Below are 17,912 nucleotides of genomic sequence, written 5' to 3' on the forward strand. Positions count from 1 at the left end.
TTGTATTACTGCTGATTGCTTGTGAATGTGAACGCTTTCACGAATCCCTCAACAAGTGAAGGGCCGACCGTCAGGTTCCCTGACGAGGTCCTGTGATTTGGAGAGGGGTTCCGGTGATCAGTGGAGGCCGGTCTTGCGGGCCGTCCCGATCGCCACGTAGAGACTCGCAAACCTCAGCGGCGGATACAACCCCTTCCGGAAAGTTTTTTTTGATTCCTCGGTGTCGACTAGGTCACAGCCGTACTTCCATGGGGTGGATCCTGGCCTAAACGTTCGAGTGAAAGGACTTTAGCCCGTTCCGCTCACACAATCACACGCAGTGCACGGCGTACGCCTGTGAACGTCACGCTCGTACGCAGCCCGAGGTGGTCGCCGTCCATCTGGAGGGGCAACGGGACCTTCGAATGCAAGGTGAACTGGTCCAGGTCATGCAGTGAGACGGCGTGCTTGCCATGGGGTCCCCGCTCGGGGGACGAAGTGAGCAACTGGGTCGCATACCGGGCAACCGCGACGGTGGACATGCGGCTGAGACCGAGTACGTCGAGTCCGGTATCGAACGATGCCTTAGGTGCCGCGTACACGGGACGATTGAGCAGATACGTCCACGGAGCGGTGTTGCAGACTATGGAAAGCACCAAATCGGTCACGGGATCATGGCCCGGGCGCTCCAGCGTGATCGTGCCGTGCCGGCGATTGGGTTCCTGGAGGAACTGGCGTGCCACCTGGCGCAGATAAAGGGCGTGCGTGGACCGCTTGCCCTGCTCGCGCTGCTGCTCGACCCGTCCGACGACGCCCGCGTCGAAGCCGAGCCCCGCGCAGAAGGTGAACCATCTGCCCGGTACGGCCTCGTCGGCGGTGCCCGGGGTGCCCGCCGCTATGCCCATGCCGACGGTACGTTCGCTGCCCTCGCGCAGGGCGTCGAGCAGGGCGCCGGTCGCCTCTACGGCGTCGTTCGGCAGGCCGAGGGCGCGGGCGAAGACGTTGGTGGAGCCACCGGGGACCACCGCGAGGCGGGGGAGGCGATCGGGGTCGGGGCCGTGGTGCAGGAGGCCGTTGACGACCTCGTTCACCGTGCCGTCGCCGCCCAGGGCGACCACGAGGTCGACGTCGTCGCTCTCCGCGGCATGCCGGCCCAGGTCACGGGCGTGGCCTCGGTACTCGGTGGTGACCGCCTCGAGTTTCATCTCGCTGGCCAGCGCATGGATCAGGACATCGCGCGTACGTGCGCTTGTGGTGGTTGCTGCCGGATTGACCACGAGAAGTGCACGCATGAGTGGCAGCGTACCTACTGGGGGGTACTGGGCACAGGTCGAGGTGGGGATCGGGGAAGAGAGCGGGCGTGAGCCTCGACACGGGGGACTGTGTCGGCCGGCGCGTGCCTCGGCCTGCGAGGGCGATGTCCGGGCGGGCTACCCTTCAGGGGTGACCAAGCAGCAGAGCCCTCTCACCCCGGAGACCACCGGACCGCGTCCGCGGCGGCTGACTTACGCGGCGATCCTCACCGCGCTGGAAGGGCTGGGGCTCGCCGTCGGGGGCGTGTGGGTGCTGGTGCTGGGGCTGACCGGTGAGCCGGACGACCGGCAGCAGGCCGTCACCCTGGGGGTGACGCTCGTGGCGCTGGCCTTGCTGCCGTTGCTCGCCGCGCGGGGCCTGTTCGCTCAGCGCAGCTGGAGCCGCGGACCGTCCGTCATCACGCAGATCCTGGCGCTGCCGGTGGCCTACAGCCTGCTCCAGGCCGACAGCATCGCCATCCCGGCGGGCATCGTGCTCGCGGTGGCCGCCGTCGTCACGCTTGTGTTCCTGGTCAATCCGGCGACGACCGAGGCCCTCGGGATCCGGGGGCCCGGCAGCGCACCCGACCAGAAGTGACCGGCGGCTCTCAGCCTGCCGTCACTCCTCCACCAGCAGCTTCTCCCGCAGCTGGGCCAGGGTGCGCGCCAGCAGCCGGGAGACATGCATCTGGGAGATGCCGACCTCCTGCGCGATCTGCGACTGAGTCATGTTGCCGAAGAAGCGCAGCAGCAGGATCCGCTTCTCGCGCGGCGGGAGATCCTCCAGCAGCGGCTTGAGCGACTCCCGGTACTCGACGCCCTCCAGTGCCTCGTCCTCCGCGCCGAGGGTGTCGGCGACCGCCGGGGACTCGTCGTCCGTGTCGGGGACGTCCAGGGACAGCGTGGAGTACGCGTTGGCGGACTCCAGGCCCTCCAGGACCTCCTCCTCCGAGATCGCCAGCTTCTCGGCGAGTTCATGGACGGTGGGCGAGCGGCCGTGCAGCTGGGACAGCTCGGCCGTGGCCGTGGTCAGGGCCAGCCGCAGCTCCTGGAGGCGCCGCGGCACCCGCACCGCCCAGCCCTTGTCGCGGAAGTGCCGCTTGATCTCGCCGACGACCGTCGGGGTCGCATATGTCGAGAACTCGACGCCGCGCTCCGGGTCGAACCGGTCGACCGACTTGATCAGGCCGATCGTGGCGACCTGGGTGAGGTCGTCCAGCGGCTCGCCGCGGTTGCGGAAGCGGCGTGCGAGGTGTTCGACGAGCGGCAGATGCATCCGGACCAGCCGATTGCGCAGCTCGGCGTACTCAGGGCTGCCGTCTGTCAGCTTGCGCAGCTCGACGAACATGGCGCGCGCCCCGCTGCGGTCCTGTGGTTCGTGATGCGTGGCCTGCGCGCCGTGCGTGCCCGTCGCCGCGTCCTCGGCGTTTCGCTCGTGCTCGCTCATCGTCCTGCCCGTCGCCCTCTCCCGAGCCCTCGCCTCCGCCCCCAGTCTCGGATTGGCTCGAGCGGAGGGACCCCCATGGACAGGGGCGATCCCGATCCGCCCGCCCGGAGGCGCGCCCTGTACGGCACCTTCGTCAGCCCGTCCGTCGTCGAGGAGGCCGGTCGCCACGGAGTCGTCCTCCGGGTGTGGCCGGGCCTGCTCGGGGATGCCGTCGATGCCGTCGACCATGCGTCGGGAAGCGCTCGGGCCACTCGGGCCCGCCCCCAGGCTCTCGGCTCCGTCCGAGCAGGGGGGAGTGCTTTCCGGCAGCTCCCGTGTGCCGCGCTCTTCGTCCCGCACCGGCCCGTCCCCGTTCCTCACGCCGGCCCTGGTCCCGCGCCGCGCTGTTTGTAGAGGCTGATCGAAACGGTTTTGTCCTCGTCCACGGCGGAGGAGACCTTGCCCGCGAGGGCGGACAGCACGGTCCAGGCGAAGGTGTCCCTGGAGGGGGCGTGGCCGTCCGTGGTCGGGGCCGAGACGGTGACCTCGAGCGAATCGTCGACGAGTCGGAAGACACAGCTGAGCACCGAGCCGGGCACGGCCTGCTGGAGCAGGATCGCGCAGGCCTCGTCCACCGCGATGCGCAGGTCCTCGATCTCGTCGAGGGTGAAGTCCAAACGGGCCGCGAGGCCGGCAGTCGCCGTACGCAGCACCGACAGGTAGGCACCCGCAGCCGGCAGCCGGACTTCCACGAAGTCCTGGGTCGCGGGCTCGCCTGCGATCTGGGACACCCTCACCTCCAAGGTGGTACAAGCTTCTCGGGGCCGAGGGTCGCCCCTCGGGGTAACGCGATGTGTGGTTCAGCGGTGACGCTACCGCGCTTCGAAGTTTCCTGTCCCCAGGACCCCAACCCCTTGCTGTCACTCATAGTAAACACACGGATACGCTCCGTGGCTAGGGGGTCTGCGGGCCCAATTGGGAAGAGCGCGCGCCGGTTTGACGTACCCAGACGTCAGACGGTCGAACCGTCCGGTTCCTCGGTCGTCCAGGGTACGTCCCCGTCATACGAGTACGTGGTCGACAAAGCACCAGCGCCAGGCCTCGCCGGGCTCGAACGTCCGCATGACGGGATGCCCGGATTCCTTGTGGTGCTCCGTGGCGTGCCGTCCCGGAGAGGAGTCGCAGCAGCCGACGTGACCGCAGGACAGGCACAGCCGCAGCTGTACCGGATGCGCTCCGTCCGCCAGACACTCCAGGCACGTCTCGCTGAGCGGGACGGGTTCCGGGTGCGGCAGCGCGTCGGCGTGCGTGCACTGTTTCATGATTGCCAGGTTACGACGGCCACGTGCGCGATCGCGCGGAAAAATCGAGGGCGGGCCGCGGCGGAGATGAACGAGAGCGGGCGAAGACCATGAACCGGGTCGCGGTGGCGGCGCAGCCGAGAGAGGACTCCGGCCGGTGCTGACGGGTGGGCGGCCGGGGAGCGGGCCGACCGGCGGGCACGGCGACGGGTCGTACGGCGGGCACGGCGGCGGGTCGTACGGCCGGCATGGCGGCGGATCGTACGGCCGGCATGGTGGTGCGGCCGCTGGGCGTGGTGGCGGTGTGATCGGTGAGCGTCGTGGCGGTGTGACCGGCCGGCGGGCCGGTGGTGCGATGGGTGGGCGAGGCGTATGGACGTGATGCCGCTGCTGTTGCTGATCGCGGGCAGCGCCGCCGTCGCGGCGGCCGGCCGGAGGTCGCCGGTCCCGGCGCCGCTGCTGCTGGTCGCCGCGGGCCTCGCGGTGTCGTACGTGCCGGGCGTGCCCGAGTACACCCTCGACCCGCACATCGTCCTGCCGCTGGTGCTGCCCCCGCTGCTGCACAGCGCGGCGACGGACAGCTCGTACCTCGATCTGCGGGCCCAACTGCGGCCCGTGATGCTGCTGTCGGTGGGGTACGTCCTCTTCGCGACCTTCGCCGTCGGATGGGTCGCCTATCTCGTGGTGCCGGATCTGCCGCTGACCGCGGCGCTGGTGCTGGGCGCGGTGGTGGCGCCGCCGGACGCGGTCGCGGCGACGGCGGTCGCGCGGCGGGTGGGGCTGCCGTCCCGGATCACCACGATCCTGCAGGGTGAGTCCCTGGTGAACGACGCCACCGCGATCACCGCCTATCGCGTGGCGCTCGCGGCTGCCGTCGGGGAGGGCGCCACCTGGGCCGGTGGTATCGGCGAGTTCCTGCTCGCCGCGGTCGGCGGCATCGGCATGGGGCTGGTGCTGATGGTGCCGATCCACTGGCTGCGCACGCACCTCAAGGAGGCGCTGCTACAGAACACGCTCTCCCTGCTGATCCCGTTCGCCGCCTACGCCGCCGCCGAGCAGGTGCATGCCTCCGGAGTGCTTGCTGTCGTGGTCGTCGCGCTGTTCCTCGGACACCGCGCGTGGGAGGTCGACTTCGCCACCCGGCTCCAGGAGGAGGCGGTGTGGAGGATGGTCGCGTTCGTGCTGGAGTCCGCGGTGTTCGCGCTGATCGGACTCCAACTGCCCGTGGTCCTCAAGGGCCTCGGCGAGTACGAGGGCGGCCGTGCCGCCTGGTACGCGTTCGCCGTGTTCCTCGCGGTCGTCGTCTCGCGGTTCGTCTGGGTGTATCCGGCGACCTTCCTGCCCCGGATGCTGTCGGCGCGGATCCGGGAGCGCGAGGCCGACCTGACCTGGAAGGGGCCGTTCATCATCTCCTGGGCCGGTATGCGCGGTGTGGTGTCCCTGGCCATCGCCTTCTCCATCCCGCTCACCCTGCACGACGGCGAGGACTTCCCCGAGCGCAACCTCATCCTCTTCCTGACCTTCACGACCGTCATCGGCACGCTCGTCGTCCAGGGCGTGACGCTGCCGCCGCTGGTCCGGCTGCTCGAACTGCCCGGCAGGGACGTGCAGGCCGAGACCCTCGCGGAGGCCAACGCCCAGGCGCAGGCCTCCCGTGCCGCCGAACGCCGCCTGGAGGAACTCCTCTCCGACGAGCGCAACGCCCTCCCCGAGCCGCTGGCCGACCGGCTGCGTACGGTCGTGGAACGCCGCCGCAACGCCGTGTGGGAGCGCCTGGGCCAGGCCAACCCCGTCACCGGCGAGTCCGTCGACGACACCTACCGCCGCGTGTCCCGCGAGGTGATCGGTGCCGAGCGAGCGGTGTTCGTGAAGCTGCGGGACGGCCGGTACATCGACGACGAGATGCTCCGGACACTGCTGCGCAGGCTGGACCTGGAGGAGGCGGCGGCGTATCGGGAGGCGGGGTGAGCTCGGAAGTGGGGTGAGCTCGGAAGTGAGGTGAGCGCGGAGGCGGACCGGGCTTCGAGGCGGGCTCAGGTTTTCGTGGGTGAGCTGTCCGTACGTCGGCTTTTCCGTGCACGCGCGTGGCTGACGGTGGATCATAGAAGGGACGCGATCGGCGAAGTGGGCACAGTCGGCACAGGGTGACTCGGGGGGCTCGATGACGAGCGGCACCGGACAGCGGTTCTTCATCAGTTACGCGGGGACGGACCGGCTCTGGGCGGAGTGGGTCGGGTGGCATCTGGAGCGGGACGGGCACGTCGTCGAACTCGACGTCTGGGACTGGCGGACCGGGGACGACTTCGTCCGGCGCATGGACGACGGGCTGGAGACGGCCGACGCGGTCGTGGCCCTGTTCTCCAAGTCGTACTTCGAAGTCGGGCGCTGGACGCAGGAGGAGAGGTCCGCGGTGGTCGCCCGCCGGGACCGGATCATTCCGCTCGCGGTCGAGCCGCTGAGCAACCACGACGTGGATCCGCTGCTCGCCTCGAAGGTGCGCAAGAGCCTGCACGGGCTGGGGGAGGCCGACGCGATCAGGGCGTTGCGGGAGGCGGTCAACGGGAGCGGGCGGCCGACCGGGCCTCCGGCGTTTCCGGGGAGCGCGCCCGAGGCGCCCGAGGCCCCCGTGCTGCCGGAGGGGCCCAGGCCGGCACTGCCCGGCGGTCCGGACGAACCCGGCGTGTGGAACGTACGCCGCCGCAATCGCGACTTCTCCGGGCGCGAGGCCCAGATCGTCCAGCTCCGCGACAGTCTGCTCAGCGGCCGGCAGTCGGTCGTCTACGCGCTGCACGGCATGGGCGGCATCGGCAAGACCCAGATCGCCGTCGAGTACGCCCACCGTTTCGCCAGTCAGTACGACCTGGTGTGGTGGATCGACGCGGAACAGAGTGACCAGATACCGATTCACTACACCGAGCTGGCCGACCGGATCGGCGTGGCCCTCGCCGAGGCCGGTGCCGAGCACAACGCCCGGATGCTGCTTCAGCACCTGCGCACCCGCCCCCGGTGGCTGATCATCCTCGACAACGCGGAGGACCCGGAGCAGATCGAGCCGTGGCTGCCCGAGGGCCCCGGACATGTGCTCATCACCTCGCGCAACCCCAACTGGCGCCGCCTCGCCCACACCACGGCCCTCGACGTGTTCTCCAGGGCCGACTCGCTGGCGTATCTGCGGACCCGGATCTCGGGCATCGCCGAGCAACAGGCGGACACGCTGGCCCAGGAACTCGGTGATCTGCCGCTCGCACTCGCCCAGGCTGCCGGCGTGATCGAGAACGGGCCGCCGGTCGACCTCTACCGGCGGCTGCTGAGCGACAGCACGAGCCGGATTCTGCGCCTGGGTGAAGTGCCGGACTATCCGGTCCCGTTGGCGGCCTCGGTCGGGATCGCCACCGAGGGCCTCGATGACAAGCACCCCGGTGCGGCGGCCCTGCTCCGGCTCGCCGCGTTTCTCGGCCCCGAACCGATCCCCACCGGGTGGCTGGTGAACGCGCGCCCCCGGCTGACCACCATCCCCGGCGACCCCGGCGACCCGTTGTGGACGCGGACCGCGCTCGAACCGCTGCGCCGCTACGGCCTCGCCCGCATCGACGGTGAGGCGTTGCAGCTCCATCGCCTCACCCAGGCCGTCCTGCGCGACCAGGTCGACACCGCGCAGCTGGAGGCGATCCACGACGACGCGGCGGCGGTCCTGGCGGCCGTCGACCCGGGAGACCCGTACTCTCCGGGCGACTGGCCCGGCTGGGCGAGCCTGACATCGCATCTCATCGCGCAGCACATAGACGTCGCTCGCCGGCCCGAGCTGCGCCCGTTGCTCCGCAACGCGGTGAACTTCCTGATCCGCAGCGCCCAGCCGCGGACCGCGGCCGAGCTAGCCACCACCCTGCGGGACACCTGGAGCGCGGAGTCGGGCCCGGACCATCCCGACGTGCTGACCTGCACGCAGTACCTCGGCCACGCGACATCGGACCTCGGCGACATCCGGGGTGCACGGCCGATCATCGAGGATGCCTTGGTACGTCGCCGCAGGACGCTGGGCGATGACGACCCCGACACCTTGCAGTCCGCCAACGACCTCGCCGTGGTGCTCGCCTCACTCGGTGAGTATCAGGAGTCACTGCGCATCCACCGGGAAACGCTGGACCACCGGCGCCGCGTGCTCGGTGACGAGCACCCCGAGACCCTTCAGTCCGCCGACAACCTGGCCGCGGCCCTCGGCCGGATGGGTGAGCATGTCGTGGCGCGCGACATGCTGGAGGACACGCTGGGCCGTCGGCGTCGGATCCTCGGCGACGACAACCCCGAGACGTTCCGGTCAGCCCTGAGCCTCGCCCTGTCCCTCCAGGCGCTTGGCGACGTGACCGAGGCCCGCCGCTTGGAGGAGGAGACCCAGGCCCGGTGCAGGGAGACCCTCGGCGACGACCATCCGGTGACCCTGTACGCCGTTCAGTGCCTTGCCGACGCCCTGAACGAGATGGGCGAACACCGCGAGGCGCGGACCATGCTGGAGGACGGTCTCGCCCGTCGGCGGCGCGCCTCCGGCGAGGATCACCCCGAAACCGTCAAGGCCGTGTACGCGCTCGCCGTCAACCTGAACGCTCTGGGAGAGCACAGCGAGTCCCGCCGCATGATGGCGGACGTTCTCGCCTGGCGGCGTCGCGTTCTGGGGCCCGATCACCCGCAGACCCTGGACTCCGCGGACGCCCTCGCTGCTGTCCTGCGCAAATCCCATGACTACGAGGAGGGCCGCCGCCTGCTGGAGGACACGGTCGTACGGCGTCGCCGTGTGTTCGGTGAGGACCACGACGACACCCTCACCTCGGCTCACAACCTCGGTGTCACCCTGTGCCACCTGCGCTCTCTGGCGGCGGGCGCGAAGGTGCTGGAGGACGTGCACGCCCGTCGTCGCCGCAAGCTCGGCGACGACCACGAGGCCACCCGGACCACCATGCTGTCGCTGGCCGCGGCCTACCGGCGGCTGGGACTCCACCGCAAGGCGCAGAAGCTGACGGCGAAGCCGAAGCGTCGCTTCAGCAGAAAGTCCCGCTGATCACCCGCCGAACGGCGCTCCCGTCACCACGGCAACCACCACCTCCCCGGCCTCGAACGCCCCCTCCTCCACCAACACGGCCAGCCCGTACAGCAACTTGGCGACATAAAGCCGTTCCACAGCCACCCCATGCCGTTGCTCGAAGTCCTCCGCAAAGGCCTCGAGTTCAGGTGTCGTCCGTGCGTACCCCCCGAAATGGAACCGTTCCTCCAGCCTCCAGTCACCCCTCGGCCCGCCGAACGCCTCCGCCTGGAGCGCCCGTATGTCATCGCTCAGGAAGCCCCCCTTGAGCACGGGGAAGCCGAGGGCCCGCTGCCCCGGACCCAGTCCGGCCGCCAGCCCGGCCAGCGTCCCGCCCGTGCCGCACGCCACCGCGACCACATCGCCCCGCCCGCGCAGTTCCTCCCCGAGCGCCCGGCAGCCCCGTACGGCAAGGGCGTTGCTGCCGCCCTCCGGTACGACGTAGGCGTCCTGCGCGCCCGCGGCCCGCAGGACGGCGGCCTGCGTCTCCGGTTCGGCCTTACGGCGATAAGTCGATCTGTCGATGAAGTGCAGCCGCATGCCGTCGCCGACGCACCGCGCCAGCGACGGGTTGAGGGGGCGGTGGGCGAGTTCCTGGCCGCGCACCACACCGACCGTGGGAATGCCGAGGAGGCGTCCCGCGGCGGCGGTGGCGCGCAGGTGGTTGGAGTAGGCGCCGCCGAAGGTGACGACGGTGCGGCCGGCCGCGGCCTTCAGGTTCGGCGCGAGCTTGCGCCATTTGTTGCCGATCAGCTCCGGGTGGATCAGATCGTCACGCTTGAGGACCAGGCGGACGCCGTGACGGCTGAACCGTCCGTCCGTGAGCTCCTGCACCTCGGAGGGCAGCCGGGGACGGAGAGCGGAGAAGTCGGCGCTGGTCACGTCGCCATTGTCGCCCCACCCACGGACCAGCTCACCGTCCAGCTCTCCGACCCGCGCCCGGCGCCCCGCCCCACGCGTCCGCTATCGCAGGCGTTCCCGGATCCGCTCCCGCATCGACGCCATGGTGAAGCCCCTGGGGTCCACCTTCCCCGGCTGCCATTCCAGATGGCCGATGACCGACCGCTCGTTCCAGCCGTGGTGACGGCAGATCGCCGCCGAGACCCGTTCGATGGCCTCCAGCTGCGCCGCCGGCCAGGGGTCCTGTCCGTCGCCCAGGTTCTCGCACTCGAAGCCGTAGAAGTGGCGGTTGCCGTCGGTGTTGGCCTCGTTGTCGGGCGGCAGGGCCGTCTCGGCGATGACGGCGCGCAGTACGTCGTCGTCGCCGAGGCCGGCGTGGTTGGCGCGGCCGTAGCCGACGAGGTGGACTCTGCCGTCCTTGGTGATGACTCCGTGACAGAGCGGGCCCGGCAGGCCCGAATAGCCCTTGCGGCACAGCTCGACCGTGTGCGCGCTGCCCTTGGTCACGGTGTGGTGGATCATCACGCCGTGGACGGGGCCCCAAGGGCCCACATGGTTGCGGTTGTGGTGCTCCCAATCGCCGACCTCGACGATCGTCGCGCCCTCGGCTCTCAGTCTCTCCAGGAATCTGCTCGCGGACATGGGTGTGGCCATGGCCGCCTCCTTCGTGCCGTGCGTCGGCCGCCGTGCGCGGCCGTCCCGTAACGGTGCTTTACCGAAAACGGGCAGACGGGACTCCTCGGACTTGTTGAATCGCACGCTGTGCGACTGGATTTGGCCAGTCGAGGGGATCGGGGCCGGCGGGGGCTGTGAGGGCGGGCGGAGGGCGTCGTCCGGGCAGGCATCGGTGCCGCTGTCGCGTCCCAGAGTGGACAAGGGCCTTCTATTTGCCCAGTGCCCGAGTGATCCATTCCCGCTCTTTCGGGTAATAGCACAGACACACTCCGTGATGGAAGGCTCTGTCGTGCAGATTGCGATGCGCGGCGCCAGATCGGAGCCGCCGCATGACCGGGAGGGCAATTCTCTATGTCGGTAGGCGAAGAGGTCCGCACAGAGCAGGGCAAGCCGCAGCAGAGCCTCGGCACTGCGGCTGCGCGGAACCTGGCCACCACGACCAAGTCCGCACCCCAGATGCAGGAGATCAGCTCCCGCTGGCTGCTGCGCATGCTGCCTTGGGTGAACGTGCAGGGCGGCACGTACCGCGTCAACCGGCGTCTGACCTACGCCGTGGGGGACGGACGCATCACCTTCGTGAAGACCGGCGACCGCGTCGAGGTCATCCCGAAGGAGCTGTGCGAGCTGCCGGCGCTGCGGTCGTACGACGACGAGGACGTGCTGTCCGAGCTCGCCCAGCGCTGTCAGCAGCGGGAGTTCGCGGCGGGGCAGGTGATCGCCTCGTTCGGCAGCCAGACCGACGAGGTGTACCTGCTGGCCCACGGCAGGGTGGAGAAGATCGGCACAGGTCCGTACGGCGAGGACGAGTCGCTGGGGGTCCTCGCCGACGGGGCCTACCTCGGTGACCAGTCGCTCCTGGACTCCGACGCCATCTGGGAGTACACCGCCCGGACGGTCACCGCCTGCACGGTCCTCGTCCTGCCCCGTCAGGACGTCGAACACATCGCGGAGCGCGCCGACTCCCTGCGCGAGCACCTCCAGCAGCTGCGGTCGATCCCCGAGCAGCGCACCAACAAGTACGGCGAGAAGGAGGTCGACCTCGCGGCCGGCCACAGCGGCGAGCCGGACATCCCGCACACCTTCGTCGACTACGAGGCCCGGCCCCGCGAGTACGAACTGAGCATTGCCCAGACCGTGCTGCGCATCCACTCGCGCGTGGCCGACCTCTACAACCAGCCGATGAACCAGACCGAGCAGCAGTTGCGGCTGACGGTCGAGGCGCTCAAGGAGCGCCAGGAGCACGAGCTGATCAACAACCGCGAGTTCGGGCTGCTCCACAACTGCGAGTACGACCAGCGGCTCCAGCCGCACGACGGCGTGCCGAGCCCCGACGACATGGACGAGCTGCTCTGCCGGCGGCGCGGCACCAAGCTGTTCCTCGCCCACCCGCGCGCGATCGCCGCGTTCGGGCGCGAGCTGAACAAGCGCGGCCTCGTCCCCGAGACCGTCGAGATGGCGGGCAACCGCATCCCCACCTGGCGCGGTGTGCCCATCTTCCCGTGCAACAAGATCCCGGTCACCGACGCCCGCACGACCTCGATCATCGCCATGCGTACGGGCGAGACGGAACAGGGCGTCATCGGGCTTCAGCAGGCCGGTCTCCCGGACGAGATCGAGCCGAGCCTGTCCTGCCGGTTCATGGGCATCAACGAACAGGCCATCATCAAGTACCTGGTGACGGCCTACTACTCCGCCGCGGTGCTCGTCCCGGACGCGCTCGGTGTGCTGGAGAACGTCGAGATCGGGCGCTGGCGGTGACCTTCCTCGCCCATCCGCCGTGTCCCGCGCCCCACGCGTGGGTACACCCTCGGGGTAGGCCCCCAGCCGCGGCGCAAGAGCCACCGTCCGCCGCACCTCCGAGACGATGCCATGGGTGAGTTCATGACGGAGACGCAGCAACGCCCCGTCGGGGCGCGGCCGTCCACCGAGGCGCTCGAAAGGCGGGGGCCCATCGCGATCCCACGGGACGGCGGGCCGGGGCCTGCCGACGGCCCCGAGGCGGCGGTGATCCTGGAGCGCGCCCGGGCCTCGGTCGAGCCCGAACTGCGCGCGGCCGTCGAGTCCTTGCCGGGCCCCCTGCGGCGGATCGCGCGCTACCACTTCGGCTGGGAGCATCCGGACGGCTCCCCGGCGACGGGCCATGCGGGCAAGGCGATCCGCCCGGCCCTCGTCCTCACCGCAGCCGCCGCGCTCGGCGGGCCGGAGGCGCGGACGGCTGCCGTCCACGCGGCCGTCGCGGTGGAACTGGTGCACAACTTCACACTGCTGCACGACGACGTGATGGACCGGGACACCACGCGACGGCACCGGCCCACCGCATGGACCGTGTTCGGTGACGCCGACGCGATCCTCGCCGGGGACGCCCTCCAGGCACTTGCCCTGCGCCTGCTCGCGCAGGACCCGCATCCGGCGTCCACGAAGGCCGCCGCCCGGCTCGCGGACTGTGTCGTAGAGCTGTGCGCCGGTCAGCAGGCGGACACGGCGATGGAGCGAAGGGACCCCGGGGACGTCTGTCTCGACGAGGTGCTCGCCATGGCCGAGGCCAAGACGGGCGCGCTGCTGGGGTGTGCGTGTGCCCTGGGTGCGCTGTACGCGGGTGCGCCGGACGAGGACGTGGTGGCGCTGGACGCCTTCGGACGGGAGGCCGGGCTCGCGTTCCAGCTCATCGACGACGTGATCGGCATATGGGGGGACCCGAGCCACACCGGGAAACCGGCCGGCGCGGATCTCACGGCCCGCAAGAAGTCGCTGCCCGTCGTCGCCGCGCTGACCTCCGGTGGTCCGGCCGCGGCGGAACTGGCCGCGCTGTACGAGTCGCCGTACGACAAGGAGGGCGATGACGACGTCACGCTGACCGCGCTCGCCGTCGAACGGGCCGGCGGACGTGACTGGGCGCAGGCCCAGGCAGCCGACCGGATGGCCCGCGCCATGCAGGAACTGGCCTGTGCGGTCCCCGACCCGGAGGAGGCGGGCGGACTGCTGGCCCTGGCCGAGTTCGTGACCCGGCGCAGCAGCTGAGACGGGCCGCACGGCCCGCGGCGCCGGCGGCAGGTCCGGCCGCCGGCAGTGGCAAGACCCGCGGTCGGTGTGGCCGGCCGCAGCGCAGACCCCGGAGTCGCCGGGGCCGTACGGTTCCTGACCCCGTACGACCGGAAGGCGGTTCCGGACCGGCGGGTCCCGCACATCCCCACGGTGTGCGGGGCCCGCCTTGCCGCACCGTCCCCGAGATCCAGCACCTCTTCCACCAGATCGCGTCAAAGCGGTGCCGTGGACGTCATGCACCCCCCGAACCGACCTACGATCGAGGCCGGTTGAGATGAAGGGGCGGCGGACATGGGTGTGGCGATCCGGGCAGCGGGCGAGGCGGACCGGGAGCTGGTGGTCGGGCTGCTGGACGCGGCCTTCCAGGACGATCCGGTCAGCGCCTGGGTGTTCCCGGACGCGGAGCACCGCCGTAGCACTCACCCGCTGCTCGTGGCCGCGTTCACCGACATCGTGCTGGCCGCCGGTCGGATCGATGTCACCGAGGACGGCACGGCGTGCGCGCTGTGGATGTCCGTACCGGCCGGTGCGCAGGACCAGGACGAGGACGGGCCCGCGCAGTTGCGGGCGGCCGTCGACCCGGAGAACGCGCGTGTCGAGCTGATCGGCCGGCTGACGGCGGACATCCATCCGGCCGGCCGTGCGCACGCGTACCTGTGGATGATCGCCGCGGCACCCGGCCGCCAGGGTGAGGGCCTCGGCACCGCGCTCATGGCGTCGGCCCTCGACCGCTGTGACCGTGAGGGCCTTCCGGCGTATCTGGAGGCGAGCAGCGCCCGCAGCCGGAAGCTGTACGAGCGTCTGGGCTTCGAGCTGCTGGGCGGTCCGCTGGACCTTCCGGACGGTCCGCGGATGTGGCCGATGTGGCGCGACCCGCGCGGCTGACCTGGCCGGGCGCGGACCCGGCGCGGACCAGGCGCACCTCGCACGATCATCGGGCCGGTAGCGGAATTTACTCTCTCACTTGCGGCGTGCTCCGGAATGCCCTTGCGACCACTACAACTGGAGTACTACAAATGGAGTGGTAACTGGAGTCCAGCACGAAAAGAGTCCGACTTGCGAAAGCTCACGTACTTCATCGCCTGTTCCGTCGACGGATTCATCGGGGACCCGGACGGCGACGCCTCGTTCATGTTCCCGTTCGTCGACGAGGAGTTCTTCGAGTTCCTCAAGACCGAGTACCCGGACACCATCTCCACCGTCGGCCGTCGGATCCGCGGGGTCGACGACCTGGAGAACAAGCGGTTCGACACGGTCGTCCAAGGTCGCCGCAGCTACGACCTGGCCCTGAAGGAGGGCAACACCAGCCCGTACGCCCATCTGCGCGAGTACGTCGCCTCGCGCACCCTGACGCAGTCACCCGACCCCGACGTCCGGATCATCGGCGAGGACCTGGTCGGCAAGGTGCGTGAACTCAAGGCCGAGGAGAGCCCCTTGGGGATCTACCTGTGCGGCGGTTCGCAGCTCGCCGGTGAACTCCTCGACGAGATCGACGAACTCGTCATCAAGACCTACCCGATCGTGCTCGGCACCGGCATGCCGATGTTCGGCTCCGGCTTCGCCCTCACCGAACTCAGCCTCGACTCGGTGCGCACGTTCGGCAACGGCGTCATGGTGCGGACGTTCAGCAGGAAGCGCTGACGCCCCGTCCGCCCTACTCTGAAGACATGGACAGCGACACACACGTCTGTCCCGCTTGCGGACAGCCCGTGGAGACGGTCGTCAAGCGCCACAAGACGCTGGGCGCATGGGTGCCGACCTGGGTGGCCGGCCCCTGCCACAACCTGAAGTGCGAGGCCCGCGTCGAGGAGGGCGGGGCGACCGCCGCCGACGAGGGGGCCGGGGGTGCAGCTGCGCACGGGGGCGGTGGCAAGGCCGTGCGGGAGGCCGGGGAGACAGCCCGCGAGACCGACGGGCCGGCGGCCGGTGCGACAGCCGCGGAACAATCTTGAAACCCCTGTCGAGAATCCCGGTCCGGCTCCGACGTCCCCTGTGAGAGCCGCCCACCGAGGGCGGCCCGAGCCGACGGACACCGAAGGAGTTCAGTCATGAAGTACCTGGTCATGGTGCAGGGCACACAGGCGGACTACGAGGCGATGCAGGGGAAGGCGTCCGAGCACTCCGTGGCCTGGAGCCAGGAGGACGTCCAGGCGATGTACGCCTTCATGAGCGCCCTCAACGACGACCTCGCCGAGACCGGCGAGATGGTCGACGGGCAGGGGCTGGCCGAACCGGCCAGGACGCGGCACGTCACGCTGGGCGAGGACGGCAAGGCGGTGATCACCGACGGGCCGTACAGCGAGACCAAGGAGCTGCTGGCCGGCTACTGGGTGCTCGACTGCGCGAGCCTGGAACGGGTCACCGAGATCGCCGACCGCATCATCCGCTGCCCCCAGCCCGCCGGGGCACCCGTGTACCCGGTGGTGATCCGGCCCATCGACGACGGCACCGGGGACATCTGAGCCGTAGATGAGCGTCACGCCGGAGACCGAGGACCTGCTGCGCCGCCACGCGCCGCAGGTCCTCGGCGCGCTGGTACGGCGGTACGGCCACTTCGACACCGCCGAGGACGCCGTACAGGAAGCCCTGGTCGCGGCGGACGAGCAGTGGCCGCGGACCGGGCTCCCCGACAATCCGCGCGGCTGGCTGATCAGGGTGGCCGCACGCCGGCTCACCGACGCCCTGCGCGCCGAGGAGGCCCGCCGGGCCCGGGAGGACAGGGTCGCGGCGCTCACACCGCGGGACGCCTTCACCGCGCCGCCGCCGGGAGCCGACCGGGCTCCCCGTGAGGACGACACCCTCACCCTGCTCTTCCTGTGCTGCCACCCGAACCTGACCCCGGCCGCCCAGATCGCCCTCACCCTGCGTGCCGTCGGCGGCCTCACCACGGCCGAGATCGCCCGCGCGTATCTGGTCCCCGAGGCGACCATGGCCCAACGCATCAGCCGGGCCAAGCAGAAGGTCCGCGGGGTGCGCTTCGGACGCCCCGACAACTGGGAGGACCGGCTGCCCGCGGTCCTGCAGATCCTGTATCTGATCTTCAACGAGGGCTATACGGCGACCTCGGGCGCCGGCCTGCAACGCCGGGACCTCGCGGGCGAGGCGATCCGGCTGACCCGCGCGGTGCACCGCCTCCTCCCCGACACCGGCGAGGCGGCCGGGCTGCTGGCCCTGATGCTGCTCACCGACGCCCGCCGCGACGCGCGCGCCGGCCGGCACGGGGAACTCATCCCGCTCGATGAACAGGACCGGGGCCGGTGGGACAAGGCGGCGATCGACGAGGGTGTCACCCTGATCACCGGGGCCCTCGCCCGCGGCCGGGCCGGCCCGTACCAGCTGCGCGCCGCCATCGCCGCCGTCCACGACGAGGCGCCCAGCGCGCAGGAGACCGACTGGCGGGAGATCCTCGGCCTCTACGACGTCCTCGTACGCCTCGTCCCGGGCCCCGTCGAGCGGCTCAACCGCGCGGTCGCCGTCGCCATGGTCCATGGTCCGCGTGCGGGGCTCGCCGAACTGGGCGAACTGGAGGACGAGTTGGGTGCCGGACACCGCCTGGACGCGGTCCGTGGTCACCTCCTGGAGCGGGCGGGCGACCACGAGGAGGCCCGCGCGGCCTACGAGTCCGCCGCCGCCAAGACGCTGAGCCTGCCCGAACAGCGCTATTTGCACGCGCGGGCGGCCCGGCTGAGGCCATAGCGTGGGCCCATGCCCGAACACACGTACATCCTTCACCTCACCGAGCGCTCCCTGTGGGAGGCGGCCCGCGAGCACGGCGCGTACGCGATGTCGACGCGTGGTCGCACCCTCGCGCAGGAGGGCTTCATCCACTGCTCGACCCGCGCCCAACTCCCGTCCGTGGCCGCCTTCCTATACGGCTCCTACGATGGTCCCGACGAGCTGGTGGTGCTGGTGGTGGACCCCGCGCGGCTGGAGGCGCCGGTGAAGTACGAGGCGCCGGAGCCCGGGGGCGAGGCGTTCCCGCATGTGTACGGGCCGATTCCGGTGGACGCGGTGGTGGCGGTGGAGCCGTGGCGGTGACGGGGCGACATCGGTCCTGGCGGTGGATCGCGGCGGTGACGGGGCGACACCGGACGTGGCGGTGGATCGCGGCGTCATGGGTGGTCCTGGTGGCCGTCTCGGGCGGTCTGACGCTGTGGTTGCAGGACTCGGCGGCGCCGCGGGAGCCGTACCGGTGGGAGGAGGCGCGCCCGACACCGTCGTTGCCG

General features: G+C 70.6%; 17 protein-coding genes. 11 read left to right on the plus strand and 6 right to left on the minus strand.

Annotation, left to right across the window (positions count from 1 at the left end; translation table 11 throughout):
- Positions 1–302: 302 nt before the first annotated feature.
- Positions 303–1,271 carry a diacylglycerol/lipid kinase family protein gene (locus tag ACHBTE_RS27090; RefSeq protein ID WP_394726724.1) on the minus strand — a complete coding sequence of 323 codons (969 nt, stop codon included), beginning with the start codon at positions 1,269–1,271 and terminating at the stop codon, positions 303–305.
- 151 nt (positions 1,272–1,422) lie between these two features.
- Here ACHBTE_RS27090 and ACHBTE_RS27095 point away from each other — a divergent pair, with 151 nt between their 5' ends.
- The gene (locus tag ACHBTE_RS27095; RefSeq protein ID WP_394726725.1) at positions 1,423–1,869 is read left to right on the plus strand and encodes a hypothetical protein; all 447 of its coding nucleotides are present in this window, start codon (positions 1,423–1,425) and stop codon (positions 1,867–1,869) included.
- A gap of 21 nt (positions 1,870–1,890) precedes the next feature.
- Here ACHBTE_RS27095 and ACHBTE_RS27100 read toward each other — a convergent pair whose 3' ends face one another.
- The 3 genes from ACHBTE_RS27100 to ACHBTE_RS27110 form a co-directional block, all read right to left on the minus strand.
- The gene (locus ACHBTE_RS27100; RefSeq protein WP_394726726.1) at positions 1,891–3,057 is read right to left on the minus strand and encodes an RNA polymerase sigma factor SigF; all 1,167 of its coding nucleotides are present in this window, start codon (positions 3,055–3,057) and stop codon (positions 1,891–1,893) included.
- A gap of 17 nt (positions 3,058–3,074) precedes the next feature.
- Positions 3,075–3,488, minus strand: a complete 414-nt coding sequence (locus ACHBTE_RS27105; RefSeq protein WP_004925829.1) for an anti-sigma regulatory factor — start codon at positions 3,486–3,488, stop codon at positions 3,075–3,077.
- A 270-nt stretch (positions 3,489–3,758) separates the two neighbouring features.
- Positions 3,759–4,019, minus strand: coding sequence for a UBP-type zinc finger domain-containing protein (locus tag ACHBTE_RS27110; RefSeq protein ID WP_394726727.1), 261 nt, complete (start codon positions 4,017–4,019; stop codon positions 3,759–3,761).
- Positions 4,020–4,370: 351 nt separating this feature from the next.
- Here ACHBTE_RS27110 and ACHBTE_RS27115 point away from each other — a divergent pair, with 351 nt between their 5' ends.
- On the plus strand, positions 4,371–5,966 hold the full coding sequence (locus ACHBTE_RS27115) for a Na+/H+ antiporter (RefSeq protein ID WP_394726728.1): 1,596 nt from the start codon (positions 4,371–4,373) through the stop codon (positions 5,964–5,966).
- A gap of 193 nt (positions 5,967–6,159) precedes the next feature.
- Positions 6,160–9,048: an FxSxx-COOH system tetratricopeptide repeat protein gene (fxsT, locus tag ACHBTE_RS27120; RefSeq protein WP_394726729.1), complete on the plus strand. Its 2,889-nt coding sequence runs from the start codon at positions 6,160–6,162 to the stop codon at positions 9,046–9,048.
- Here fxsT and ACHBTE_RS27125 read toward each other — a convergent pair whose 3' ends face one another.
- Together ACHBTE_RS27125 and ACHBTE_RS27130 are read right to left on the minus strand one after the other, a co-directional pair.
- Entirely contained in the window at positions 9,049–9,951 is a 903-nt protein-coding gene (locus ACHBTE_RS27125; RefSeq protein WP_394726730.1) for a 1-aminocyclopropane-1-carboxylate deaminase/D-cysteine desulfhydrase, read from the minus strand.
- Between the two features lie 81 nt (positions 9,952–10,032).
- Entirely contained in the window at positions 10,033–10,623 is a 591-nt protein-coding gene (locus ACHBTE_RS27130) for an N-acetylmuramoyl-L-alanine amidase (RefSeq protein WP_394726731.1), read from the minus strand.
- Positions 10,624–10,995: 372 nt separating this feature from the next.
- On the opposite strand from ACHBTE_RS27130, the gene ACHBTE_RS27135 reads away from it, so the two are divergent.
- The 8 genes from ACHBTE_RS27135 to ACHBTE_RS27170 all read left to right on the plus strand — a co-directional run bounded on the left by ACHBTE_RS27135 (position 10,996) and on the right by ACHBTE_RS27170 (position 17,724).
- Positions 10,996–12,402: a family 2B encapsulin nanocompartment shell protein gene (locus ACHBTE_RS27135; protein WP_394726732.1), complete on the plus strand. Its 1,407-nt coding sequence runs from the start codon at positions 10,996–10,998 to the stop codon at positions 12,400–12,402.
- A gap of 111 nt (positions 12,403–12,513) precedes the next feature.
- Positions 12,514–13,662 (plus strand): family 2 encapsulin nanocompartment cargo protein polyprenyl transferase, encoded by a 1,149-nt coding sequence (locus ACHBTE_RS27140; protein WP_394726733.1) that lies wholly within the window; start codon positions 12,514–12,516, stop codon positions 13,660–13,662.
- 315 nt (positions 13,663–13,977) lie between these two features.
- Positions 13,978–14,571, plus strand: coding sequence for a GNAT family N-acetyltransferase (locus tag ACHBTE_RS27145; RefSeq protein ID WP_394726734.1), 594 nt, complete (start codon positions 13,978–13,980; stop codon positions 14,569–14,571).
- 171 nt (positions 14,572–14,742) lie between these two features.
- Positions 14,743–15,327, plus strand: coding sequence for a dihydrofolate reductase family protein (locus ACHBTE_RS27150; RefSeq protein WP_394726735.1), 585 nt, complete (start codon positions 14,743–14,745; stop codon positions 15,325–15,327).
- 26 nt (positions 15,328–15,353) lie between these two features.
- Complete coding sequence (locus ACHBTE_RS27155; protein WP_394726736.1) at positions 15,354–15,638, plus strand: hypothetical protein; 285 nt, start codon at positions 15,354–15,356, stop codon at positions 15,636–15,638.
- A gap of 96 nt (positions 15,639–15,734) precedes the next feature.
- The gene (locus tag ACHBTE_RS27160) at positions 15,735–16,148 is read left to right on the plus strand and encodes a YciI family protein (protein ID WP_394726737.1); all 414 of its coding nucleotides are present in this window, start codon (positions 15,735–15,737) and stop codon (positions 16,146–16,148) included.
- A gap of 7 nt (positions 16,149–16,155) precedes the next feature.
- Positions 16,156–17,382: an RNA polymerase sigma factor gene (locus ACHBTE_RS27165; RefSeq protein WP_394726738.1), complete on the plus strand. Its 1,227-nt coding sequence runs from the start codon at positions 16,156–16,158 to the stop codon at positions 17,380–17,382.
- A 9-nt stretch (positions 17,383–17,391) separates the two neighbouring features.
- On the plus strand, positions 17,392–17,724 hold the full coding sequence (locus ACHBTE_RS27170; RefSeq protein ID WP_394726739.1) for a DUF952 domain-containing protein: 333 nt from the start codon (positions 17,392–17,394) through the stop codon (positions 17,722–17,724).
- The last annotated feature ends 188 nt before the right edge of the window (positions 17,725–17,912 follow it).

It is taken from the genome of Streptomyces sp. M41, from assembly GCF_043673425.1.
Classification (GTDB): domain Bacteria; phylum Actinomycetota; class Actinomycetes; order Streptomycetales; family Streptomycetaceae; genus Streptomyces.